The 24251-nt window shown below is 67.6% G+C and carries 19 protein-coding genes and 1 riboswitch; of the genes, 7 read left to right on the top strand and 12 right to left on the bottom strand.

Annotated elements, in window-relative coordinates:
• Nucleotides 1-149 precede the first annotated feature (149 nt).
• Nucleotides 150-3284 (top strand): DUF3427 domain-containing protein, encoded by a 3135-nt coding sequence (locus ABZX79_RS30350; RefSeq protein WP_355264703.1) that lies wholly within the window; start codon nt 150-152, stop codon nt 3282-3284.
• Between the two features lie 5 nt (nt 3285-3289).
• Here ABZX79_RS30350 and ABZX79_RS30345 read toward each other — a convergent pair whose 3' ends face one another.
• On the bottom strand, nt 3290-4216 hold the full coding sequence (locus ABZX79_RS30345; protein WP_355264700.1) for a YDG/SRA domain-containing protein: 927 nt from the start codon (nt 4214-4216) through the stop codon (nt 3290-3292).
• A 150-nt stretch (nt 4217-4366) separates the two neighbouring features.
• Complete coding sequence (locus ABZX79_RS30340; protein WP_355264697.1) at nt 4367-5038, bottom strand: ATP-binding protein; 672 nt, start codon at nt 5036-5038, stop codon at nt 4367-4369.
• 191 nt (nt 5039-5229) lie between these two features.
• Between ABZX79_RS30340 and ABZX79_RS30335 the strand changes: the two genes are divergently transcribed.
• Nucleotides 5230-6075, top strand: coding sequence for a helix-turn-helix transcriptional regulator (locus ABZX79_RS30335; protein WP_355264694.1), 846 nt, complete (start codon nt 5230-5232; stop codon nt 6073-6075).
• Nucleotides 6075-6275, top strand: a complete 201-nt coding sequence (locus ABZX79_RS30330) for a DUF397 domain-containing protein (RefSeq protein ID WP_355264691.1) — start codon at nt 6075-6077, stop codon at nt 6273-6275. Before ABZX79_RS30335 ends, ABZX79_RS30330 begins: the two co-directional genes overlap by 1 nt.
• Before the next feature lie 92 nt (nt 6276-6367).
• On the opposite strand, the gene ABZX79_RS30325 is transcribed toward ABZX79_RS30330, so the two are convergent.
• From ABZX79_RS30325 to ABZX79_RS30315, 3 genes are all read right to left on the bottom strand, one after another.
• Nucleotides 6368-7390, bottom strand: a complete 1023-nt coding sequence (locus ABZX79_RS30325) for a hypothetical protein (protein ID WP_355264688.1) — start codon at nt 7388-7390, stop codon at nt 6368-6370.
• A 357-nt stretch (nt 7391-7747) separates the two neighbouring features.
• A complete protein-coding gene (locus ABZX79_RS30320) occupies nt 7748-8674 on the bottom strand; it encodes a S1 family peptidase (RefSeq protein ID WP_355264685.1) in 927 nt (308 codons plus the stop codon).
• Nucleotides 8675-9409: 735 nt separating this feature from the next.
• Entirely contained in the window at nt 9410-10747 is a 1338-nt protein-coding gene (locus ABZX79_RS30315; protein WP_355264682.1) for a DUF445 domain-containing protein, read from the bottom strand.
• 211 nt (nt 10748-10958) lie between these two features.
• Here ABZX79_RS30315 and ABZX79_RS30310 point away from each other — a divergent pair, with 211 nt between their 5' ends.
• Complete coding sequence (locus tag ABZX79_RS30310) at nt 10959-12251, top strand: SGNH/GDSL hydrolase family protein (RefSeq protein ID WP_355264679.1); 1293 nt, start codon at nt 10959-10961, stop codon at nt 12249-12251.
• 37 nt (nt 12252-12288) lie between these two features.
• On the opposite strand, the gene ABZX79_RS30305 is transcribed toward ABZX79_RS30310, so the two are convergent.
• The 4 genes from ABZX79_RS30305 to ABZX79_RS30290 are packed head-to-tail and all read right to left on the bottom strand — an operon-like array spanning nt 12289 to nt 15842.
• Entirely contained in the window at nt 12289-13146 is an 858-nt protein-coding gene (locus ABZX79_RS30305; protein WP_355264676.1) for a DUF1707 domain-containing protein, read from the bottom strand.
• Nucleotides 13147-13186: 40 nt separating this feature from the next.
• Complete coding sequence (locus tag ABZX79_RS30300) at nt 13187-14164, bottom strand: ATP-binding cassette domain-containing protein (RefSeq protein WP_355264673.1); 978 nt, start codon at nt 14162-14164, stop codon at nt 13187-13189.
• A gap of 6 nt (nt 14165-14170) precedes the next feature.
• Nucleotides 14171-15022: an ABC transporter permease gene (locus ABZX79_RS30295; protein ID WP_355264913.1), complete on the bottom strand. Its 852-nt coding sequence runs from the start codon at nt 15020-15022 to the stop codon at nt 14171-14173.
• A 19-nt stretch (nt 15023-15041) separates the two neighbouring features.
• Nucleotides 15042-15842, bottom strand: coding sequence for an ABC-2 family transporter protein (locus tag ABZX79_RS30290; protein ID WP_355264670.1), 801 nt, complete (start codon nt 15840-15842; stop codon nt 15042-15044).
• A gap of 176 nt (nt 15843-16018) precedes the next feature.
• Here ABZX79_RS30290 and ABZX79_RS30285 point away from each other — a divergent pair, with 176 nt between their 5' ends.
• Nucleotides 16019-18628, top strand: coding sequence for a transglycosylase domain-containing protein (locus ABZX79_RS30285; protein WP_355264667.1), 2610 nt, complete (start codon nt 16019-16021; stop codon nt 18626-18628).
• 51 nt (nt 18629-18679) lie between these two features.
• Here the strand turns inward: ABZX79_RS30285 and ABZX79_RS30280 are convergent, their stop codons facing one another.
• The 3 genes from ABZX79_RS30280 to ABZX79_RS30270 all read right to left on the bottom strand — a co-directional run bounded on the left by ABZX79_RS30280 (nt 18680) and on the right by ABZX79_RS30270 (nt 19891).
• The gene (locus tag ABZX79_RS30280) at nt 18680-19000 is read right to left on the bottom strand and encodes a multidrug efflux SMR transporter (protein ID WP_138897668.1); all 321 of its coding nucleotides are present in this window, start codon (nt 18998-19000) and stop codon (nt 18680-18682) included.
• A 46-nt stretch (nt 19001-19046) separates the two neighbouring features.
• A riboswitch (guanidine-III (ykkC-III) riboswitch) is annotated at nt 19047-19114 on the bottom strand.
• A gap of 53 nt (nt 19115-19167) precedes the next feature.
• On the bottom strand, nt 19168-19464 hold the full coding sequence (locus ABZX79_RS30275; RefSeq protein WP_215138114.1) for a co-chaperone GroES: 297 nt from the start codon (nt 19462-19464) through the stop codon (nt 19168-19170).
• 106 nt (nt 19465-19570) lie between these two features.
• Nucleotides 19571-19891 carry a DUF3618 domain-containing protein gene (locus ABZX79_RS30270; RefSeq protein WP_355264663.1) on the bottom strand — a complete coding sequence of 107 codons (321 nt, stop codon included), beginning with the start codon at nt 19889-19891 and terminating at the stop codon, nt 19571-19573.
• Between the two features lie 188 nt (nt 19892-20079).
• Between ABZX79_RS30270 and bcp the strand changes: the two genes are divergently transcribed.
• Nucleotides 20080-20550 (top strand): thioredoxin-dependent thiol peroxidase, encoded by a 471-nt coding sequence (gene bcp, locus ABZX79_RS30265; protein WP_355264660.1) that lies wholly within the window; start codon nt 20080-20082, stop codon nt 20548-20550.
• A gap of 138 nt (nt 20551-20688) precedes the next feature.
• Complete coding sequence (gene proP / locus ABZX79_RS30260) at nt 20689-22194, top strand: glycine betaine/L-proline transporter ProP (RefSeq protein ID WP_355264657.1); 1506 nt, start codon at nt 20689-20691, stop codon at nt 22192-22194.
• The last annotated feature ends 2057 nt before the right edge of the window (nt 22195-24251 follow it).

Here is a 24251-nt window from a genome sequence, read left to right as displayed (position 1 = left end):
GGTGACCAGCGTCGTCGCTGTCGCACGCCCAAGACCTCCACACGGCTATAGGGCAGCTGAGCGCACCCGCACCCGCCGAACACCCGCGTGGTTGTCAGTGGCTGCTGTTAGAACTGGGCTGCATCGGAACATTGACCAAGGGAGTGGCCGTGGAAGACTCGGGGGATCTCGCGCGCCCTGTTGCTGGGGTGTACGAGGAGCTCATCACCCACCGCTTGCAGGGCCAGATCGATGGGCTCGAAGCAGCAGGGTGGAAGGCCATCGAGGCGGAAGTCAGTGAAGAGTCCTCTCCTCACGTCCTCGCCCGTCACGTCGGCAAGGCCATACAGCGGGCCTTGCGGCAACTCCCCCATGACAAACAGGTCGCTGCGGCCAACCAAATTATGAGCTCGCTGGCGACCAGTCAGGATGTCGCTGGAGCAGTGGAGAGTATCGCTGATGGGCCACGTCAGCTGTTGTCTCTGGCTGAGCAGAAGGCCCCTGGCGTCTATGCTCTACGTCCGCTCACGCCCCTGTCCGAAACGTCGCTGATTACCAATTCGCCAGGCGAGTTGAGCTTGGGGAGCGAGTTGCGGGCCGAGCTCGCTACCGCGGACCGGATCGATCTCCTGTGCGCGTTCGTGAAGTGGTACGGATTGCGAGTGCTCGAAGACTCCTTGCTGGCCGCTAAGGAGCGCGGCGTCCCACTTCGCGTCATCACCACCACGTACATGGGGGCCACCGATCGGCACGCCCTTGATCGATTGGTCCGTGACTTCGGCGCTGAGGTAAAGGTCAACTACGAGATCCGCTCGACACGGCTGCATGCCAAGGCGTGGCTGTTCCGGCGCAACACTCGCTTCGATACTGCCTACGTCGGAAGCTCGAATCTTTCCAAGGCAGCGTTGCTCGATGGCTTGGAGTGGAACGTACGTCTGTCGTCTGTCGCCACACCTGCGGTGCTCAATAAGTTCGAAGCCACCTTTGACGCTTACTGGAGCGAGAGCGCCTTCGAGTCTTACGATCCCGACCGTGACGCAGCACGTCTCGACGAGGCGCTGGCTCAGGCCGGCGGGACGCGTGCGCCCGACGACCGCAAGATCAGCCTTTCCTCGCTGGAAATGCAGCCGTTCCCCCATCAGCGCGACATGCTGGAGCGCCTTCGCGTTGAGCGTGAAATCCATGGTCGAGACATGAACTTGCTGGTTGCGGCCACGGGGACCGGCAAGACAGTCATGGCTGCGCTGGACTACAGGGCTCTGCTCCGCGAGCACGGCAGAGACCTTCGACTGCTGTTTGTAGCCCACCGTAAGGAGATCCTTAAGCAGTCCCGGCGCACGTACCGAGCGGTGCTCGACGACGCATCCTTCGGAGAATTGCTGCACAGTGGCGAGCTCCCGCGGGACTGGAAACACGTTTTCGCCAGCGTTCAATCCCTGACGGATCAGCGCCTGGAGCAGCTCGCTCCTGACCACTTCGATGTGATCGTCATCGATGAGTTCCACCACGCAACGGCGAACACATACCGCCGCGTTATCAGCCATTTCAAGCCCAAGCAGCTTCTGGGCCTGACTGCCACCCCGGAACGCATGGACGGGCAGAACGTCCAAGATGAGTTCTTCGATGGTCGCATAGCTGCGGAGATGCGCCTTTGGGAGGCGCTCGAGAACGATCTGCTGTGTCCCTTTCACTACTTCGGCATCCCTGACGGTACTGATCTCACCACTCTGGCCTGGCAAAAGGGTGCATATGATCAGAGCGAGTTGGGGAACGTGTTCACTGGCAACCACGCCCGTGCGCGCCTGGTAGTCAAGGCAGTCCAGCGCAAGGTCTCCAACGCAGGTGCCATGCGCGCGCTGGGCTTCTGCGTGACCAAGGCCCATGCCCACTTCATGGCCGACTTCTTCCGACAGGCTGGTTTCCAGGCCAAGTCTCTGGACAGCGACTCGTCCCCGAGCGAGCGGGACACAGCCCTCGAGGAGCTGCGCGCCGGGAAGCTTCAGGCCATCTTCTCGGTGGACCTCTTCAACGAGGGACTTGATATCCCGGACGTTGACACGATCCTCCTATTGCGCCCCACAAACAGCGCCACGATCTTCCTCCAGCAACTGGGGAGAGGCTTGCGGCGCACGGAGACGAAGCCGGTACTGACCGTACTCGACTTCATCGGTCAGCACCGAGCAGAGTTTCGCTTCGAGGAGCAGTTCCGCGCGCTTACGAACCTGACTCGCAACCGTCTCATAGATCACATGGAGCGCGACTTCCCTCAGCTCCCATCCGGCTGCCAGATCATCCTGGAGGGCAAGTCCAAGGAACTCGTCCTCAGCAACATCCGTACACAGCTGAAGACCGACGTCAGAACGCTTACCAAAGAAGTCAAGGACTACAGCGAGACGGGCCTCTCTCAGTACCTCAGAGAGAGCCGGCGGGAGATCAAAGAACTCTATAAGGGCAACAACTCCTGGACGCGTGTGCTGCGTTACGCCGGGCTCTGTACCGAGCCCATGCCAGACGGCGAAGAAGAACTTCTCAAGCGCGCCCACGCTTTCCTGCATGTCGACGACCCCGAGCGCGCCCAGCTGTACACCCGCCTGCTCGCAGATGACGCTCCGCTCTACAAGACTCTGGATGCAACCCAGCAGGGCTACGCGCGCATGCTCTTCTACACGCTCTGGGACAAGGGCGGCGGCTTCACCAGCTACCAGCAAGGCCTCTCTTCGCTCTACGAACAGAAAGCGTTGCGCAGTGAGATCCGGCAGGTACTAGCCCATGTACTCGAGCAGGCCGACCACTTCCCGCTCCGCCTTGAAGGCCCTCACGCCGGGCTGCCTCTGAACGTTCACAGCTCTTACAACCGCTCGGAGATCCTGGCTGCACTTGGCGTAGCCCGACTTGGTGGCCAGATGCCAGGCTCCTTCGCCCAGGGAGTGGCCTGGGCCGAAGAACTCAACACTGACGCCTTGCTGATCACGCTGGAGAAAAACGAGAAGGACTTTTCCCCCACCATCCGGTACAAGGACTATGCCAGGAGCCCAACGCTCTTCCATTGGGAGTCTCAGAGCACTACGGCGGAGAACTCCCGTACGGGGCTGCGCTATCAACAGCATGCGGAACGAGGCAGCCACATACTGCTCTTCATGCGGCGCTACAAGGAAACCGATATCGGCAAGGCTCAGCCCTGGATGCTGCTGGGCCCCGCCGAATACGTCGAGCACGAGGGAAGTAAGCCCATGGGGATCATCTGGAAGCTCCGCCACGAGCTCCCGGCCGACGTCTGGACCTACTCGGCGATTGCCGCCGGTTAGCAGCTTTACCCCTCTATCTTCCAGAATCGGCGATGAGCCCGGACGAATCTCTTCTGTATCCGGTGATCTCCCACAGTCAGCAATCTCACGCCCCGTGCGGCTGGACCGTCAGCAAAGCGGTCCACGACCTTCAGGTCGTCGGTGAGATAGATCGCACCGCGGTCCAGCCGTATGTGGCAATTGGGGCACAGACACAAAACGTTGCCGTCAACATCCGGTCCGCTACTGGGCTTGCCGAGCGCCTGAATGTGAGCGCCCTCTGCATAGCTCACGCCATCCGCCCCAACGACCAGCGGAAGCCGACATATCTGACACGTATGCCCGTACCAGCGCTTCACCCGGCGCGCCACCGCAGTATCTCGGACGATTCGGTCAACGGTGGTGGTCACTCGGGGCGCCATCCCATCGAGCATGTCCTGGACCTGCTGCTCAATGGGCGTCAACTCTTGCCGATTAATCTCCAGTCGGCGAAGCTTGAACCGGCAGACCTGAAATCCCTCCACACCCGTTTCTTTCCACTCTTCGATAACCTCGTACAACCCGTCGTAGCGATAGCCTTTAACGGGTGAGTAGTCCTTTTCACCTCGATAACCTCGGATCACGCGAATCGGGTGGCCTTTTATGCGACTCCGCCGCAGTCCAGCGTTCCCAGGGTTCCCCCAACTCTGGTCCTCGACCTGCCGCTTAGTCGACCTGTCTTGGCCACCAGCGCCTGTGTAGAGAACCTCGTCCCAAAGGTCGAGATCGTCCGCGTAGCCCTTGTTGAGCACGATCGCGTCAGCAGCTTGCTCCTCGCCGCCGTCAAGCCCCCAGGAGATCCCCGCCTCTCCCTCCTTGTGGAGCTTCGCGGCCTTGACCTCCCGGCGCGAGTCGAAGTGCGTACCAGGGAGAACCCCACCCACGTGTCCGAAGACAGCTCTATATGCAGCCATACGAACATGCTGCCGATCGAGTGACCGTCTTCCATCACATTGGTCACGCCTGCGATCTCAGGCGTCTGAAATTGACCAAGGAATGGCCAGGAATGGCCTATCCGCCCGGGCAATCGCTGGCCACGACACCGCCCTGCCGGGCAGCGCCCCTCACGCAGTCTCCCCCGTCTCGCACTCGAAGTGCATCTGCGCTCGGTCGAGGGCCTCGTCCGGGTCGCATCCATGGGCGTGTAGCCAGTGGAGGAGGTCGGCGATCAGGTTGATCGTCGCCCCCTCCGCCACAGCCAGTCCGAGCGGGCGCGTCGCGTCGCGGGTGGGGTCTGTAGCCCCGTGGTAAACAGCCAGGAATGTCTCCGCCCTTGCCACACGGCGGCCCCCCGTGTGACCCGTTGGCGCAGTGAGGGCCGTGGGTAGTTCGCACCACGTCACCTTTGAGTCGGCGCGCAGGATGACGCCCCAGCGGTCCGTGATTGCATCAATGATCGCCATCCCCCTACCCGACTCGTCGCCGTCCGTGGCCTCGAGCAGCGTGGGCAGTGTGCGCGCGTCTGGGTCTCGGACTTCCATGCGGAGTCGCGTGCCGGCCATGGAGACGGCGAGCGTCGTTGGCGTTCCCGGACCTACGTGAGTCAGGACGTTGGTGACCAACTCAGTCACGCATAGCTGCGCGACGTCCGTCAGTTCGGACAGCCCCCACAGCCTCAGGTGCAGGGCTAGCACCCGTCGTAGCCCGCCCAGCTCCTCAGCCTCCGCAAGGAAGGGCAGCTCCCATGCTTTCCTCGGAATCTCGCACTGACATTCAGGCATGACGACAGCCCTCACTTTCACGAGCGTGCGATTGCGTGGTGCAGCTGAACCCACACACAGCGTGACAGTGAAACTCTCAATTTGGAACTCTCATTTTTGGGCTCAGGGAGCATGTCCCATCCGTGGGCGCCCCGGGCGTGCGCCGTCTTGCCCGTACCGCCCCGAGCCGTGCACGCTCGGGGAGATCGACATGAAGGGCCACGACCATGCCAGTTGGACCGACTACCCGCAGGCGCCAACTCGGCGCGGACTTGCGTCGACTGCGTGAGCGCAAGGGACTCTCGCTCGAGGAAGCCGGAGCGCTCGTCGGCATCTCAAAGGCCACGCTGAGCCGTTATGAAACGAAGGGCGGAACGGTCAAGTGGCCAGCCGTACATGCTCTTTGTCGCGAGTACGACGCATCAGAAGAGGAGCGCCAGACTCTCGTCGAGCTGGCCAAGGAAGCCAAGATCCGCGGATGGTGGCGGTCTCTTGCTGACCCGATCCCTGAGTCCATGAACCTCATGCTGACCCTCGAGGACGAGGTCATCCGCGAGGACCACTACTCCTGCATGTACGTCCCAGGCCTGCTCCAGACGCGCGGGTACGCCGAGGCCGTGCATCGCGCTTCCGAGATGCGCTGCACCGAGCAGGAGATTGCGCACATGGTCGACATCCGCATGAAGCGGCAGGAGCTTCTGGAGCGGGAGGACCCGCCACACATTTGGGCCGTGGTCGATGAGGCGGTCATGCGCCGCATGGTCGGTGGGCGGGACATTATGCGTGAACAACTCCGGCACATGCAGGAACTGGCCAAGCGTCCTCACATCACGATCCAGATACTGCCGTTCGCCAGCGGGGCTCACGCAGCAGCCGTCGGAAGCTTCGTGATTCTCGGAGGCCAGGCACCTGAGCTCGACGTGGTGTACGTCGACATCATCGGTGGCGGCCTCTTCATGGAGAAGCCCGAGGAACTCGAACGCTATAAGTTGGCGTTCCAGTACTTGCAAGCCCAGGCGTTGGACCTCAACGCCTCAACTGCATTCCTGAACCAGGCTTCCGAGGAGCTTTGATGGATCACGAAGGCATCCGCTGGGTCAAGTCCTCGTACAGCGGCGGCAGCGGGACTGAGTGCGTTGAAGTGGCGGTCCTCGTAGGGCGTACCGCCGTGCGTGACTCGAAGGTGTCAGACGGGCCACAGGTCGCGGTACGGAGCGGTGCCTGGGCGGGTTTCATCCATGCGGTGCGGCGCGGGGAGCTTGGCGCCGGCTAGCGTCAAGCGGCCCTACCCGGCCGAGAGGTTGGGCGGCTCATGGCAATGGCGGTCTCGCCGCTTGGTGCGGCGAGACCGCCATCGACTGGTGGCTACGAGCTGTGGTGGTGCTTGTTCAGGGTGGCCAGGAGCAGGTTCGGGTTGGGCGGGGTGATGAAGTACGACGCGCTGGGGACGTAGACCGTCTTGCCTCGGACCGCCACGGAGGTGGGGTTCGCCAGGCCGTCCTCCGCGGTGAGTGCGATGGAGTGCGTGCCGTTGGGGCGTACTACGGCGACCTCGCTGGTCGCGATCAAAGCCGCCAGGACCGTGTCGTCATGCTTGGGGAAGGCGAAGGCGAAGTCGTCAATCGCGGTCAGGCCGGTGGCCCTGGTCTGGATCGGGCCCGCGGAGCCGTTCGGCTTCACCGGGATGCGCAGCAGCGTGCCCTTGTCGGTGTTGGACACCCACACGGCGCCGTTGCGCAGCTGGAGGCCGTTGGCGCCGACTCCCACGGCCGGCGGCGGCAACGGCTGGAGCTTGCGGCCCGTGGCCCATGCCTTCGGCTTGACGCAGCCGCGGGTCGGGTGGGCCTTTGTTGGTACGCGCCACACCGTGCCGTTGATCGAGTCGGCGGAGTACAGCACGCCGCGCTTCTCGTCGAGCGCGAGGCCGTTGGGGAAGCCCTGCTTCGGCAGGCACGCGATCTGCTTGGCCGTGCCGTGCTTCGGGTTGACGCGCCAGACGCCCGTCAGCTTGGTTCCGGTGGCGTAGTTGACGTACAGCGTCCCGTCATGCGCCCGTGCGATGCCCACCGTGACCGCTGCGCCGACGATCGGGGTGGTCGGGTTCGCCACGGCGGGGAGCTCGGCGATGATCCGCGGCTCGTGGTGCGGGGAGAGGCGGGCGACCTGCCGGGCGAAGGCGAACGAGACGTTGGCGGAACCGTCGGGTTCGAGGGCGATGCTTTCCGGGGTCTGGCCTGCTTCGAAGTCGAAGTGTTCGACGACGCGCGGGTCCGTCAGCGTCGGCTCGTGGGCGGAGGTGGGCGCCGACGCGAGCGCCGCGAGAGCGACGGCGGCCGTGGCGATACCGGCCAACCGTGGGAAGCGGGGCAGGCGGGACAAGCGAGGCATGGGGCTCCTCCGGCTGTGCACGAGGTACGGGTGACAAGGAAGCCAGAAGAACATGATGGTTCGTCAGCTGGTGTGCGCCGGTCCCTCGCGGGCCGATAAATCGCCCGTGTGGCCGAAAGCTGCGCGAGCTGGGCGATCGCGGTTCGGTGTACGGGTGAACGCACGCGGGGGGCTGCGCGTACTACTGGGCAACTCCCCCATTTGCTGGGCGCGTGACCGACGACAGGCGGTTGCGCGCCCAGCGCGCGTGTGCCGGGTGGTGCGCATCGCCTCGGCCGCCGGATGCGCGAAGCCGGCGGACCCTCCCTCCGGAGAGTCCGCCGGCTCTGCCCGCCCCTGGGCCCTCTGGTCCGTGGGCTAGAAGACGCTTACTCCGTACGCGCTCAGCGCCTCCGTCACCGGCTGAAAGAACGTCGTACCGCCCGACGAGCAGTTGCCGCTGCCGCCCGAGGTCAGGCCCAGCGCCGTGCTGCCCGCGAACATGGCGCCGCCGCTGTCGCCCGGCTCGGCGCAGACGTTGGTCTGGATCAGGCCGTAGACGACGTTGCCGCTCCCGTAGTTGACGGTCGCGTTGAGGCCGGTCACCGTGCCGCCGCGAAGGCCCGTGGTGCTGCCGCTGCGCTGGACGGCCTGGCCGACGGAGGCGTTGCCGGCGGCCGTGATGTCGCGGTACGAGCCGTTGTAGAGGTAGACCCGGCCGTCGGCGGCGGCGGAGTTGGAGTGGCGGATGATGCCGTAGTCGTTCGTCGGGAAGCTGGAACCGGCAGTGGAGCCGAGCACCGTGGTCTTGGCGGAGTTGGTGTACCAGGTGCTGGTGTTGTTGGTGCAGTGGCCGGCGGTGAGGGCGTAGTACGTGGTTCCGCTGCGGACGTTGAAGCCGAGCGAGCAGCGGCCGGTGCCGCTGTAGATGGCCTGGCCGCCCGCTATCAGTTCGTTGAAGGTGCCGGGGGTGCGCTTGATCTCAAGCGCACCGGCACGTTCGCCCGCCGCCTTCTTGATCTTCGCGATCTCGGCGGCCGAGACGGTGCTGTCCGCCGTGACGACGAGCTTGCCCGAAGCCTTGTCCGTGTACCAGGCCGTGCCCGCCACGTCCGCGCCGAGCACGGCGTCGCCCGTTTCGGCGAGCTGGGCGGCGGTGGCGGCGGTGGCCCGTCCGTCGTCGGTCGGTTCGGCGGCGGCGATCGGCGTTGCAAGCGCGGAGACGGTCAGCAGAGTCGATGCGACGGCGATCAGCCGTGCACGTCTCGCGACGCCGCCGAGGGGAGACAGGCGCTTGAAGTTCACTACATCCTCCGGTGGGGGATCCCAAGGGCCCGCTGGGTGGGCAGGCCCGTCAGTACGCCGATGCAGGAGCCACGACCATCCGTAGCGGTCATGATCCTGACAAGCGGCGGCTGCTAGGAATCCTGGCGGTCCGGTTGAACCTTCTACAAGGGCGTCTTTCGGTCGCTCTACGCGCGTCCACCGCCGTCAGGCTTTGTGAGTCGTCAGGGAGTTGACGGTGACGCCTTATGGTCCCCGGTGGCTGCGGAGAAGTGGCGACCTGGCCGAGCCGCCACCGTGAGTGCGTCGGCATGCGCGATTCGTTTGCTGATCCGCTATCAACTGACCGGAGAGTCAGGAGCGGCGACGGCCTGTGCGGCAGCCCGGTCTCCGGCGGCGGAAGGCGTGACTCCTCTTTCCGCTGCTCAAAGGTGCCGAATAACGAACGCCCCGTCACCCGCCGTGCCGCGGCGCGTCCCCGCGCCCAGCAAGGCAGCGCTCCCGCCTCCGTACCGATGTCGTGGCTTCTGCACACGTGCCCCCTCCGTCCCGGGCATCCCACTGGACCTCCTCCGTCCCGTACCGCCCCAAGCGCAACCGCCCAATCGCTCCAGCGCCGGGTCCGACCGCACCCGCGACCGCACCCGCGGCCGGAGCAGGCACCGCACGGCGTTATCAGGAGATACCTACCATTCACCCACGCAGCGCGCCTGTCCGGATCCGACCGGCGACCCGCCCACTTCCCTCAGGCCCGCGCTAACCGCCCACCGCATGCGACACCGTGTAGATCACCAGCCCCGCCAGCGCCCCCACCACCGTGCCGTTGATCCTGATGAACTGCAGGTCCCGGCCGATGTGCGCCTCGATCTTCTTCGACGTGTGCTCCGCGTCCCAGCCCGCCACCGTGTCGCTGATCAGCGAAGTGATCTCGGTACGGTACGTCGTCACCACGTACACCGCCGCGCCCTCCAGCCACCCCTCCAGCTTCCCCTGCAGCCGCTCCTCCGACGCCAGCCGCGCGCCCAGCGAGATGAGTGAGGCCCGTACCCGCAGGCGCAGTTCGCTCTGCTCGTCCTCCGCCGCAGAAATGATCATCGCCCGTACGGACGCCCAGGCCGACGCGATCACGTCCTGGACCTCCCCCCGCCCCAGGATCTCCGACTTCAGCCGCTCCACCTTCGCCCGCGTCTCCGCGTCCGACTGGAGGTCCGACGCGAAGTCCGTCAGGAAGCGGTCGATCGCGCCGCGTGCCGGATGGTCCGGCTCGTCGCGCATCTCGGAGATGAAGCGCAGCAGCTCCTTGTAGACGCGGTCGCCGACCTTCCGGTCCACGAAGCGCGGCGTCCAGCCCGGCGCCCCGCCCTCGATCGCCTCCATCACCGAATCCCCGTGGAGCACCAGCCACGCATAGGCGCGCGTGCAGATGAGGTCCACGGCCCGGTCGTGCGCGCCGTCCGCGACGATGTTCTCCAGGGCCGCTCCGATCCCCGGCGCGATCTCCGCCGCGTCCGCGCGCCGCGTGATCGCCTCGCCGACGACCGCCTGGACGTCGGAGTCGCGCAGGACAGTCAGCGCGCCGCGCAACGCCGTGGAAAGTTCCTCCGTCACGCGGTCGGCGTGGGCCGGCTCCGCCAGCCAGGCGCCGACACGGCTGCCGATGCCGATGGCGCGCAGACGGGTGCGTACGACGTCCTCGGAGAGGAAGTTCTCGCCGACGAAAGAGCCGAGCGTCGTGCCCAGCTGGTCCTTCTTCGTCGGGATGATCGCGGTGTGCGGGATGGGCAGGCCCATGGGGCGTTTGAAGAGAGCCGTTACGGCGAACCAGTCCGCCAGCGCGCCCACCATGCCAGCCTCGGCCGCCGCCGCGACGTACGCCGGCCAGCCGCCGATCCCCGACTTCTCCGCCCAGGTGGCGAGTACGTAGACGATCGCGACCAGGAGCAGCAGCCCGGTCGCCGTCGCCTTCATACGGCGTACGCCCTGGCGCTTCTCCTCGTCGGCCGCGCTGTACGCGAAGGGCGGGAGCGGGGCGGCCGGTGACCGGGAAAGCTCCTGGTCAGACGTGCCGTCAGGTCCCGTCGTCTTACGATCCATCCGCTCCACCCGTCAGCCTCGCACGCGCCGGCACGCACCATCTCGTACGTGCCATCTCGTACGCACCATCTCGTACGTATTTTCCCTACCTGACCTACTCCTGGAACGCACCGGGAGTTCCCGACGTCTACCAAGGCGGTGCAATGCCGCATCATTGGAGTGAGTTCGAACGGAGCCTCGGGCTCCCCGCGCCCGAGGAGATACACCGAGCATGACCAAGCGCAACGGTTATGCCTTGCTCGCCGCGCTCGCCGCGGTGGTGGTCCTCATCTCAGGGGCCATATTCGCCGGAGCGACGCTCGGCGGTCACGGCCCTGACGACACCACAGAGGCCAGCCCCCGTACGCCGCTCCGTTCCGCGGCCCCCGCCACCTCCGCTTCCTGGATCGGCACCTGGTCCACCGCGCCCGCCCTCGCCGAGCCGGGCACGGAGCAAGGCTTCCCCGGGCGTTCCATTCGTAACGTCGTGCACACCAGCATCGGCGGCAGCAGCGCCCGCATCACCCTCTCCAACCTCTTCGGCGTACAGCCGCTGCACATCACGCACGCCTCGATCGCCGTCGCCGCCACCCCCGGCGCCCCGACCGCCGCCCACGGCACCATGCGCCGCCTGCTCTTCGGCGGCTCCCCCTCGGTCCTGATCCCGCCCGGCGGACAGGTCGTCAGCGACCCGGCGCCGCTGAAGGTGCCGTACGACGCGGACCTGCTCGTCACCACCTACTCCCCCACGCCCAGCGGCCCGGTGACCCACCATCCGCGGGCCCGCCAGACGTCGTACGTCGCGGAAGGCGACCGTACGGAAGACCCGCTCGGCGACGCCTACACCGGGCAGACGCCGTACTGGCGCTACCTCACCGCCGTCGACGTCCTCAGCGGCAACGCCGAGGGCGCGGTCGTCGTCATCGGCGACTCCATCACCGACGGCGTCACCTCGACGGCCGGCGCGAACCGCCGCTGGACGGACGTCCTCGCCGACCGCCTCGACGGACGCTACGGCGTCCTCAACCAGGGCATCAGCGGCAACCGGCTGCTCAGCGACGGTACGGGCCCGAGCGGCCTCTCGCGCTTCGACCGCGACGTGCTCTCACGCTCCGGCGCCAAGGCGGTCGTCATCGTCCTCGGCATCAACGACATACTGCGGCCGCCGCACGAGCTCGACGCGGCGCGCATCACGGCAGGCCTCGAACAACTCGCGCGCCAGGCACGGGCACGCGGCCTGCGGGTCATCGGCGCGACGGTGATACCCTTCGAGGGGACGCGGGCGCACACGCCGCAGCTCGAAGCGGTGCGGGACAGCGTCAACGAGGCGATCCGTACGCGCGACATCTTCGACGCCGTCGTGGACTTCGACCGGGCGCTGCGCGACCCGTACGCCCCGGACCGGCTCCTTCCGGCGTACGACTCGGGCGACCACCTGCACCCGAGCGACGCGGGCTACGAGCGCATGGGCATGGCGTTCGACCTCCGGAGCTTGAACAGGGGAACGGACGCTGCCGGGGTGTGAGCGCGGCTCGACCGGGCCGCAGTCGAGCCCCTCGCGGTCAATCGGACCCGGAACCGGAACCGGACCAGGAATCAGACCCGGACTCTGACTCGGCCCCGGACGAGGAGTCGGAACCGGACTTGGAACCGGACCCGGACTTGGAACCGGACCCGGACTTGCGCGCGGACTTGGACCCAGCCCCAGACCCAGCCCCGGACCCCGGACCCGACTCCGCCTTCTTCGCCAGCTTCTGCTGCCTGCGCGCCTCCTTGAGGCGCTGCTTCTCGGCGCGCGTGACCTTGCGCTCCACACCGACCCCGCCCATCAGGGCGAACCCGGTGACCGTCACGCGCGGCGAGTCCGGCGCCACCCGGTTGTCCGCCTCCGGCACGCCCTTCGCCGTCACGTCGGCGAAGCCGCCCATGATGCCGACGCCCTTGACCTGCACGTCGAGGCCCGGCGGCACCGTCACCTGGATGCCGCCCATGATGGTGAAGCAGCGGATCACGACCTCGCGGTCCTCGAAGCGCGCCTCGCGCAGGTCGATCTCGCCGCCGGCCATCATCGCGAACGCCGTGAACCTCCGGCCCACCGTCCACGTCCCCTTGCGGCCGAAGCCGCCCCAGAAGGCGAACGCGCCCCTCGACGTCGCCGGGCCGCCGATCCGGGCCGGCCAGGAAACCCGCGCACCTGAGGCGGACGGGGAGGCGAGCGCGGCCGAGCTGCCGCCCGGTGCCGGCAGGTCGCGGACCAGCGGCTCGAGATCACCGTGCGTACGGGCCTTGTAGACGGCATCGAGACGCTGGTTGAACTCCTCCATATCCAGCCGCCCCTCGGCGACGGCGTCACGCAGCACCTCGGCGACTCGATCACGCTCCGCGTCAGAAGCGCGCATTTCCGGAACTTCACTGGCCATGGCGATCAGACTAGTCAACTCGAGCCGAACGACCCAGTGTTCAGAGCGCCGACCGGTCCGCGTACATCTTCGCGATCACGGCCTCGATGTCCGGCTCCCGCACCGACAGATCCACCAGCGGATACCTCTGCGCCACCGCCGCCACCAGCGGCGCCGCCGAAACCGACGCCGGGAACGCCAGCCACTGCCTCGGCCCCTCCACCTTCACCACCCGCGCCCCCGCCACCTCGACCGGCGGCAGCTCGCGCTCCAGATCCACCACCAGGGTGCGCTCGCTCTCACCCACCTCGTGCAGCCCGGCCAGCGCCCCGTCGTACACCAGCCGCCCGTGGTCGATGACCATCACGCGCTTGCACAGCTGCTCGATGTCGGTCAGGTCGTGCGTCGTCAGCAGGACCGTCGTGCCGCGCTCCGCGTTCAAGTCCCGCAGGAAGTCACGGACCTTCGCCTTCGAGATCACATCCAGGCCGATCGTCGGCTCGTCCAGATACAGCACCTCGGGATCGTGCAGCAGCGCCGCCGCGATGTCGCCCCGCATCCGCTGCCCCAGCGACAGCTGCCGTACGGGTACGTCCAGCAGCTCGGCCAGGTCGAGGAGTTCGACGCAGCGCGCCATGTTCACCTTGAAGCGGTCGTCCGGGATCCGGTACATGCGGTGCATCAGGCGGTACGAGTCGCGCAGCGGCAGGTCCCACCACAGCGTCGTACGCTGCCCGAACACCACCCCGATGCGCTGCGCCAGCCGCGTCCGCTCCCGCGACGGATCGATCCCCGCGACCCGCACCCGGCCGCCGCTCGGCGTCAGGATGCCGGTCAGCATCTTGATGGTGGTGGACTTGCCCGCGCCGTTCGGCCCGATGTAGCCGACCATCTCGCCGCGCGGCACGGAGAAGCTGATGCCGTCGACCGCCCGCACCTGCGTCTTCTCGCGCCGCAGCCGACCGGTTTTGCGGCGTACGTCGAAGACCTTCTCGACGCCGTCCAGCTCGATGAAATTCTCGATGAAGTCCGTCTCCACGACGTGTCAGCTCCCCGTGCTGCGGTACGAACGAAGGCCCACCCGCCACGCCACCCCGGCCGGCGCACAGCACACCCCCGCCACCAGCGGCGGCAGGAAGGCGAGCCAGGACGGCAGGTCCAGGGGGTACGGGCGGTCCAGCACATACAGCGCCGGCAGCCAGTTGACGAAAGCCAGCGGCAACACGAAGGTCACCCCGCGCACGAGGTCCTTCGCGAAGACCGTCGGCGGGTACTGGAGCAGCGTGGTGCCGCCGTACGTGAAGGAGTTCTGCACCTCCGACGCGTCCTGCGCCCAGAACTGGAACGCCGCCCCCGCCACGAACACCGACGCGAAGATCACCGCACCGCTCAGAATCATCATCGGCAGCATCAGCACCTTCAGCGGCGTCCACGCGATGTCCAGCACCACCAGCGCGTACCCGAGCACCAGCAGTCCCTGCGTGATCCGGCCCAGCCTGCGCAGCGCGAAGCGGTCGGCCGCGATCTGCGCGAGGACCGGGACCGGGCGTACGAGCAAGGTGTCCAGCGTGCCGTCGCGCACCCGGCGCCCCAGCCGGTCCATCGAGCCCATCACCAGGTCGGAGAGGCCGAAGGCCGCACCCGCCGTCCCGTAGAGGAAGGCCACCTCGGGCAGGGTGTAGCCACCGAGCGCGTCCACGTGGGAGAACATCAGCAGGATTCCGACGAAGTCGAGGCCGGTCGCCGCGAAATTCCCGAAGGCGGCCATCGCGAAGGACGCGCGGTACGCCATCGTCGAGCGGATCCACATCGCCGCGATCATGCAGTACGCCCGGACCCCGGCCCGCAGCTGCCCCAAGGCCCCGAGCACCTCACGCGCCTCACCTGTCCCGGTCACCGGCGCGCTCTCCGTCACCTCAGCCACCCTGAACCACCACCCTGCGCGTAGCCACCGTCTGAAGCAGCCGCCCGGCCGTCAGCAGCACCGCCGCCCAGCCGATCTGGAAGGCGTACGCCTGGGCCAGCCCCCAGCCGGTGTGCTTGCCGAGGAAGACGTCCGCCGGGATCTGAAGCAGCGCCGACCAGGGCAGCGCCCGCGCGAGCGTGCCGAGCGCGCCGGGGAAGAGGGTGAGCGGCAGCACCATCCCGGAGAAGAAGAGCCCGGCGAGCCATGTGATCTGCGCCACACCCGCGCCGTCGATCAGCCAGAACGCGGACAGCGCCACCAGGAAGCGGATCGCGAAGCTGACGACGACGCCGAGCGCGACGGCGGCCAGGAAGGCGAGCCACACGAACGGGTCGGCGGGCAGCGCGAGATCGAACGCGAGGGCGCCGAGCGCCATCGGCACCACGCCGCGCCCGAGGAGGTGGAAGGCGGCGCGCCCCAGGTCGCTCGCCAGCCAGAAGAGCTGGAGGTCGGCGGGCCGGTAGAGGTCGATCGCGATGTCGCCGGTACGGATGCGCTCCATCAGCTCGTTCTCGAAGCCGCCGCCCATCATGGCGGCGGTCATCAGGAGCGCCTGCCCGAGCCACACGTAGGTGAGGGCCTGCGACAGGTCGTACCCGCCGAGCTGGGGACGCTCGTCCCACAGGGCTGTGAAGGTGTACGCCACGATGAAGCCGAAGACGGTGTTGGTGAACACCCCGGCCGCCGTCGCCACCCGGTACGTCGCATGACGCCGGAACCCACCGGCCGCGACGACCGCGTATACACGCACGCCGACCCCCTCATTTCGCTTCCGGCACCAAAACGCCCGACCGTAGCCCAATGGGGTCAGCCGCCGCAGGCATTTTTCGCGTTGCGTGCACTATGGGCGTACAGGCGAATCGCCCGATACGACACAGTTATGCCGGAGAGTGAACCTCTGGCCACGCCCAGGGAGTCTCCACCAGCATGAGCGACGAGCCACAGCAGCCCCAGGGGTGGGCGCCCCGGGACCCCTCCGACCCCGCCGCCTCCCGGCCCGCGACCCGGCCCTCCACCCCCAAGGGGCAGGACAAGACCAAGGCGCAGGGCAAGGGCAAGGGCAAGGTCAACGGGCAGGGCAAGGTCAAGCGCAAGCGCACCGGCCTGCGCCGCCTGATCCCCACCTGGCGGATGCTCCTCGGTACGTTCCTGCTGCTCGCCCTGCTCGTGATCGGCGCGTTCCTCGCCGGCTACACGCTCGTCAAGATCCCGGCCGCCAACAGCGCCGCCACCGCCCAGAGCAACGTCTACCTCTACGCCGACGGCTCCCAGCTCGCCCGCGACGGAGAGGTCAACCGCGAGAAGGTCAAGCTCGCCCAGATCCCGAAGACCGTCCAGCACGCCGTACTGGCCGCCGAGGACCGCGACTTCTACTCGGAGCGGGCCGTCGACCCGCAGGCCATGCTCCGCGCCGGCTGGAACACCGTCACCGGCAAGGGCAAGCAGTCCGGTTCCACCATCACTCAGCAGTACGTCAAGAACTACTACCTCGGCCAGGAACAGACCGTCACCCGAAAGGTGAAGGAGTTCTTCATCGCGATCAAACTCGATCGCGAAGAGAGCAAGAACGACATCTTCGAGGGGTACCTGAACACCAGCTACTTCGGGCGCAACGCGTACGGCATCCAGGCCGCCGCCCAGGCGTACTACGGCAAGGACATCGACGAGGTCACCACCGGCGAGGGCGCCTACCTCGCCTCGCTCCTCAACGCCCCGAGCGCGTACGACATCACCACCCACCCCGAGAACAAGGGCGCGGCCCTGGGCCGCTGGAACTACGTACTCGACGGAATGGTGAAGGAGGACTGGCTGAGCGCCGCCGACCGCGCCGCGGTCAAGTTCCCCGCCCCGCACGAGGCCAAGCCCGCCTCCAGCCTCTCGGGGCAGCGCGGCTACATCGTGCAGGCCGTCGAGGACTACCTCACCAACAACGAGATCATCGACGAGGACACGCTCGCCACCGGCGGCTACCGCATCACCACGACGCTCGAAAAGTCGAAGCAGGACGCCTTCGCCCAGGCCGTCGACGACAAGGTGACGTCGCAGACGAGCAAGGACCGCAAGGCCGACCGCAACGTGCGCGTCGGGGGCGCCTCCATCGACCCGGCGACCGGCAAGGTCGTCGCGATGTACGGCGGAATCGACTACACGAAGCAGTACGTCAACAACGCGACGCGCCGCGACTACCAAGTCGGCTCCACCTTCAAGCCGTTCGTCTTCACGTCGGCCGTCGAGAACGGCTCCACCACCCAGGACGGCCGGCAGATCACGCCGAACACCGTCTACGACGGCACCAACAAGCGGATGGTGGAAGGCCCGAACGGCCCGACGGGGTACGCCCCGGAGAACGAGGACCAGCGCTCGTACGGCCAAGTACCCGTCCGTACCGCCACCGACAAGTCCATCAACGCGGTGTACGCGCAGATGGCCCAGGACGTCGGCCCGGCGAAGGTGAAGGACACGGCCGTCGCCCTCGGCATCCCGGAGCACACCCCGAGCCTCGACGCGTACCCGTCGATCGCGCTCGGCGTCGCCACCGCCAGCGTCCTGGACATGACGGAGGCGTACGCGACGCTCGCCAACCACGGCAAGCACGGCGCGTACACGATCGTCGAGAAGATCACCAAGGACGGCCAGATCATCAACCTCCCGAAGGCGGACGCCGGCTCGGGCACGGGATCGGGTTCGAGCTCGGGCACGGGCACGGGTTCAGGCTCGGGCTCGGGTTCCGGCTCTGGCTCCGGCTCGGGCTCCGACGCCGGGCAGGGCGTCTCCCGCGAGGCCGCCGACACCACGACGTCCATCCTCAGGAGCGTCGTCGACGGCGGCACGGGCACGGCGGCCCAGTCCGCGGGCCGTCCGGCGGCCGGCAAGACCGGCACGGCGGAGGAGGACAAGGCCGCCTGGTTCGCGGGCTACACCCCCGACCTGGCGACGGTCGTCGCGGTGATGGGACAGGACCCGGAAACCGGCGTACAGAAGCCGCTGTACGGAGCCCTGGGACAGCCGCGCATCAACGGCGGCGGAGCACCCGCGCAGATCTGGGGCCAGTTCACGGCCGCCGCGCTGGAGGGCAAGCCGGTGCAGGACTTCGACCTGGAGACGGCGGCCGGCTCGGAGGAGCCGGACGACTCGCCGTCCGACGGGGAGCCGGACACCGGGGAGTCGGAGGGCTCCGACGGGTCCGACGAGCCGTCGGCGAGCGACAACCCCGACGAGGACCCGACGCGGAGCCCGACCGACGGCGGCCCCACCGACTCGGGCGGCACGACGGACACCGGAGGCACGACGGGCACCCCCGGCACCGACGGCGGAACCGCGGACACGGGCGGTACGGGTGGTACAGGTGGCACGGCGGACACCGGCGGCACGGGCGGCGCGACCGACACGGGAGGTACGGCCGACACCGGCGGCACCACGGGCGCGACCGACGGCGGGACGACGGACACCGGAGGCGCCACCGACACGGGAGGCACCACCGGACCGCCTTCCGACGGCCTGCTGAACGGCGCGCGCGGCAGAAGCACCAGCGGCTAGCGACCACCGGCTAGCGACCATCGACCGCCAGCGCCCGCCAGTGCCCGGTGTCTAGTGCCCCGAGGTCGCCTTGAGCCCGACCACCGCCACCAGCAGCAGACACACAAAGAAAATCCGGGCGGCGGTCGCCGGCTCACCGAGCACCACCATGCCGAGGACCGCCGCACCGGCCGCGCCGATGCCGACCCACACGCCGTACGCCGTACCGATCGGCAGCGTCTTGGCGGCGTGGGACAGGAGCATCATGCTCGCGACGATCCCCGCGCCCGTGAACACACTGGGCCAGAGCCTCGTAAACCCGTCGGTGTACTTCATCCCGATCGACCAGCCCACCTCGAGCAGACCGGCGACAACAAGCAGAACCCAGGCCATGACGGGGCACCTCCGAAGACGAAACGCGGAAACAGCGATACATCGGGGTGCGTCGTCTTTGCGTAGAACCCGGTACGGCGCGTCTCGTCGGGGGTGCTTCCAACATAGCAAAGGGCAGCGAAAGGGCCCGGTGACCCTGGTCACCGGGCCTGACGCAGGCTGTCTGCCTACAAATACAAGCCGGTCGAGTCCTCCGATACCCGCTCGGAAGCCACCGCGTGCAGATCGCGCTCCCGCATCAGTACGTACGGGATGCCGCGCACCTCGACCTCGGCCCGGTCCTCCGGGTCGTACAGCACCCGGTCGCCCGGCACCACGGTCCGTACGTTCTGACCGACCGCGACCACCTCGGCCCAGGCCAGCCGCTTGCCGACCGCCGCGGTCGCCGGAATCAGAATGCCGCCGCCCGAGCGGCGCTCGCCCTCGGGGCTGTCAGACCTGACCAGCACCCGGTCGTGCAGCATCCGGATGGGCAGCTTGTCGTGCGTGGTGTTCTGCGTGGTGTTCCGCGTGGTGTTCTCGCTCACGCCCCGAACCTACCTGTCCTCGCGCCCGCCGTCGGCCCGAGGGTCAGCCGCGCCTGCGGCGCGCCGACAGGGTGAGCAGCCCCACCAGCCCCACGGCAACCAGCGCCACCGGAACGAGCCGCTCCAGGCGCGGAGAGCCGTCCTCCGACACGAACTGCGCCTTCACATCGGACACCGTCCGGTTCACCGCGACGAACGCCCGGCCCGCGGTCTGGTCCACGGTCGAGGCGACCCTGGCCTTCGCGTCACCGACGATCGTCTTCGGGTGCAGCCGCACCCCGATCTCGTCGAGCGTTATGGCCAGCTGGTCACGCCGGCTCTTGATGTCCGCCTCGATCTGCGCAGGGGTCCTGGCATCCGACACTGCGCTGCCTCCGTGGTCGTGGGCCGAATCCGGTATTCCTTCAATTCCTTCGTCGACAGTCTGTCAGCTCGGGCCGTCCCATACCCCACGGCACCCCCATTACGCTCGGGACCGTAATCCCTTACACCTCAGCCACAACGACAGCTACAGCTACAGAGCCACACCCCGCACGAGGAGACCGAGACCTTATGACGAGCGAGCGACTTCAGCCCGGCGACACCGCCCCCGACTTCACCCTGCCCGACGCCGACGGAACCGAGATCTCCCTCGCCGCCCACAAGGGCCGCAAGGTCATCGTCTACTTCTACCCGGCCGCTCTGACCCCCGGCTGCACCAAGCAGGCCTGCGACTTCACCGACAACCTGGAGCTGCTGGCCGGGGCCGGGTACGACGTCATCGGCGTCTCCCCGGACAAGCCGGAGAAGCTGGCGAAGTTCCGTGAGAAGGAAGACCTCAAGGTCACGCTGGTCGGCGACCCGTCCAAGGAGGTCCTGACGGCGTACGGCGCCTTCGGCGAGAAGAAGCTGTACGGCAAGACGGTGACCGGGGTGATCCGCTCGACGATCGTGGTGGACGAGGAGGGCAAGGTGGAGCGCGCCCTGTACAACGTGAAGGCGACGGGCCACGTGGCGAAGATCATCAAGGACCTCGGCATCTGACGGTCCGCAGTCCCGAGGCGGTATGCCGGAGGTGTTGTGACCAAGGTCCTGGAACAGGGGACCTTGGTTTGCAGCATTGAATAGAAGGCAGAAGTTCCACTTGGACATTGGAAACGCGTCCGAGGAAAGGAACCTGCCATGGCCACCGGCCCCGGCTACGGCCCCGACCACGTGGCCGATCCCGAAGCGATCAAGCGCCACCGCACTCTCTTCCGCGCCGCGAGGAGACGGAAGAACCCACCGCTCCGCCGCTCCGACATCACCGTCACCGACGAAGCGGCGGTCAGGCGGGCGGTCAAGGCGGCCTCGCTCGGCAATGCCATGGAGTGGTTCGACTTCGGCATCTACAGCTATCTCGCGGTGACGATCGGCCACGTCTTCTTCCCACCCGGGAACGACACGGCCCAGCTCCTCTCCTCCTTCGCGACCTTCGCCGTCGCGTTCCTGGTGCGGCCCATCGGCGGCATGGTCTTCGGCCCCATGGGCGACAGGATCGGACGCAAGAAGGTCCTCGCGCTCACGATGATCCTGATGGCCATCGGCACGTTCGCGATCGGCCTGATCCCGTCGTACGCCACGATCGGCTTCTGGGCGCCGGTCCTGCTGATCTTCTTCCGCCTGGTACAGGGCTTCTCCACGGGCGGCGAGTACGGCGGCGCGTCCACCTTCATAGCCGAGTACGCCCCCGACAAGCGCCGCGGCTTCTTCGGCAGCTTCCTCGAATTCGGCACCCTGGCGGGCTACACCGGCGCGGCCGGCCTGGTCACCGTCCTGACGGCCTGGCTGGGTTCCGACGCCATGGAGGCGTGGGGCTGGCGCATCCCGTTCCTGGTAGCGGGCCCGCTGGGCCTGGTAGGCCTCTACCTGCGCCTCCGCCTGGACGAGACCCCCGCCTTCCAGAAGCTGGAGGCCGGAAACATCCACGCCACCGAGGCCGCCGACGCGGTGGAAACCACCGCAAAGGGTGACCTCGCGAAGATCTTCCGGCAGCACTGGCCGACGCTGATCCTGTGCATCGCCCTGGTGGGCGCGTACAACGTGACGGACTACATGCTGCTGTCGTACATGCCGACGTACCTGTCGGACGAGCTCGGCTACAGCGAGACGCACGGCCTGCTGATCCTGCTGGCCGTCATGGTGGCCCTGATGGCGATCATCAGCCAGGTCGGCCGCCTGAACGACCACTTCGGCCGCAAGCCACTGCTGATGGCGGGCATGCTGGGCTTCTTCTTCCTCTCACTGCCGTCCTTCCTCCTGATCAAGCAGGGCAGCATCCCAGCGATCGTCGCGGGCATGCTGATGCTCGGCCTGTCGCTGGTCTGCCTGCTGGGCACGATGTCGGCGGCGCTCCCGGCGCTGTTCCCGACGAACGTCAGGTACGGCTCGCTGTCGGTCGGCTACAACCTCTCCGCGTCGTTGTTCGGCGGGACGACCCCGTTGGTCATCACGGGCCTGATCAGCCTCACCGGCAACAACCTCATGCCGGCGTACTACTCGATGGCGGCGGCGCTCATCGGCATCATCGCGGTGGCGTGCATGAAGGAGACGGCGAAGAAGCCTTTGTCCGGCTCCCCGCCGTCGGTGGAAACGAAGGAGGAGGCGGCGCAACTGGTGGCGGCGCAAACCCCGGAGCCGAGGTTCTGACGGGGGTTCACCGCTCGCCCGGGGCCGGTAACCAATGCTCGCATCTGGGGGTCGGGCCGTCCCTGAGCGCTCGAGTGTCGGTGGGCCGTGACGCCGCGTCAAGGGCGCTCCTGCGTCGCGTCGCTACGCGATGGACCTACGGCCCACCCTTGACCCGCCGCCCCGGCCCACCGCTAACGCTCATACGGGGACGGCCCAAAGAAAAACGCCCTGCACGGGGCTGGGGGAGTGGCGCGGGTCGGCTCGGTGGCTTGCGGCGTGGTGGGTGGGGCGCACGAGGTCTATGGGGCGGCTCGGCCCCAGGCTCAGCGACCGCAGGAACGGCCGCTGGTACGACATCCCCATCCCCACGCACACGAGCACCCACATAGGCGGCCGGTTGGCCGATCGGGTCGACGTGCGGACTCGTGGGTCTGCGGGTGGGACGCATGAATTGAATGGGGGGACTCGTGTCGGTGTGGCGTCCACCCCGACCGGTCGTCGGTGGAGCCTCAAGCAGGTTGCTGGTGTGGGTGGGTGGAGGGGTGCCCAGAGGCGAGTGATCGTTCCGACGGTCCGGGCGGAAGACCGACCGGTCCCGCAGGCTGGCTCGACATTCACGGCCAAGCCGATAGGTGTTCGGAGTTTTCGGCACGACCGATAGGGGCGGCGCACCCTCTCGGCGCGGGTCAGTGGGACAACCGACACTTTCGGCGGGACCAATGGGCAATGCGCGGTCTCGCCCGGCACCCACACTGGCGGGATGGGACGAACCCAGCACATGACACGCAGGTGCACCCTTTTCGCCCCATTTCATCCCTTGCGAGAGGCCTCGACGGGCGTCATGTGCGGGCTTCGTTGCACGCCGATGGACCGGCGCGGGGGTAGGAGTGCATCCAATCCAGCAGAAGACGACTCCCGACGGCCCACCAGTCCCAACCGGCACCCGGTGGGGCGGACTGGCGGGCGAGGGACCGGCCGGGCAGTGAGGCTGATGAGACGAACAGGAATGACGCACCCGTGACGGCCGACGCGGCGGCTCCATCTCGTCGCCGATCGGATTCTGTCGCTACAACCTCCTCCCGAGGCGTCGGAACGCGACGAACCCGGCACATGGCGAATCTCAACGCCCGTCCAGTCCCACCCACCTCACCCGTTTCACTTCCGGCCATCACGGGAGCACTTCAACCCACGTCAGTGCGAGACGATCGTGTGGCCGGACGGCTCACCGACCGTCGGCCCGGCGGCCTGACAGGAACAAGGCATCCAGTAGCCCCGGACACGGTGGCCGAGGCGTCCATCCCGACGCAGTCGGGGTCCAACTAACGCCCGAACTCTCTCCCGTGCCGAGCTTCGGCCGCTCCCACAACCCGACTCCGGGGCCGGGAACGCAACAAACCCAACACATGACGAATCCCAACGCCCCTCCACCCCCACCAGTCCCAGCCGTATCGCCTCGAGCCATCACGGGAGCGTTTCGACCCATCCGCTCCCAACGGACCGCGCTGGCCAATGGACGGGAGACGGCTGGTGGGGAGGACGGGGCTGGCGGGGCTCGTGCAACTGGCACGTCCGGGTTGTGGCCGCCGATGTCCTGCCGCATTCCGCGTTTCAGTGCACCGCCACCCCTCCACATCAGCAACGGGCTTGCAGCTCAACCGGCCACCCACCGGGGCGGACGCCCGAACCCGCCCGAGGCCCCCCATTGAACTGTCGCGCCCCAACCGCGCCCGGGCCGGTCCGCAGGTCGACCGACCGGCCAGCCGGCCACCGACTTGGGTGCGCGTGTACGTCGGAATGGGAATGGCGCGCCAACGGCCGTTCCCGTCAGCCGCCGAGCCTGGGGCCCAGCCGCCCCCTCAACCTGCCGCGCCCCACTCACCGAGCCCGCCACCCGGCAACGACGCACCAGCCACTTGCCGGAGTTTCCCCGTGGGCTCCCCCCGGGGGCCGCCCCCCAGAAGCATTGCGGCGGAGGTCCGACGGTCAAGGGTTAAGCGCAGCGCAATCGCCGCAGGCGACGCGACGCAGGAGCGCCCTTGAGGGGCGGGCCTCCGCCGCCACACTTACATGTGGCG

This window comes from Streptomyces sp. NPDC002994 (assembly GCF_040611155.1).
Taxonomy (GTDB): Bacteria; Actinomycetota; Actinomycetes; order Streptomycetales; family Streptomycetaceae; genus Streptomyces.
The sequence above is the reverse complement of the archived record's forward strand: the minus strand, read 5'-3'. Positions and strand labels throughout refer to the sequence as shown.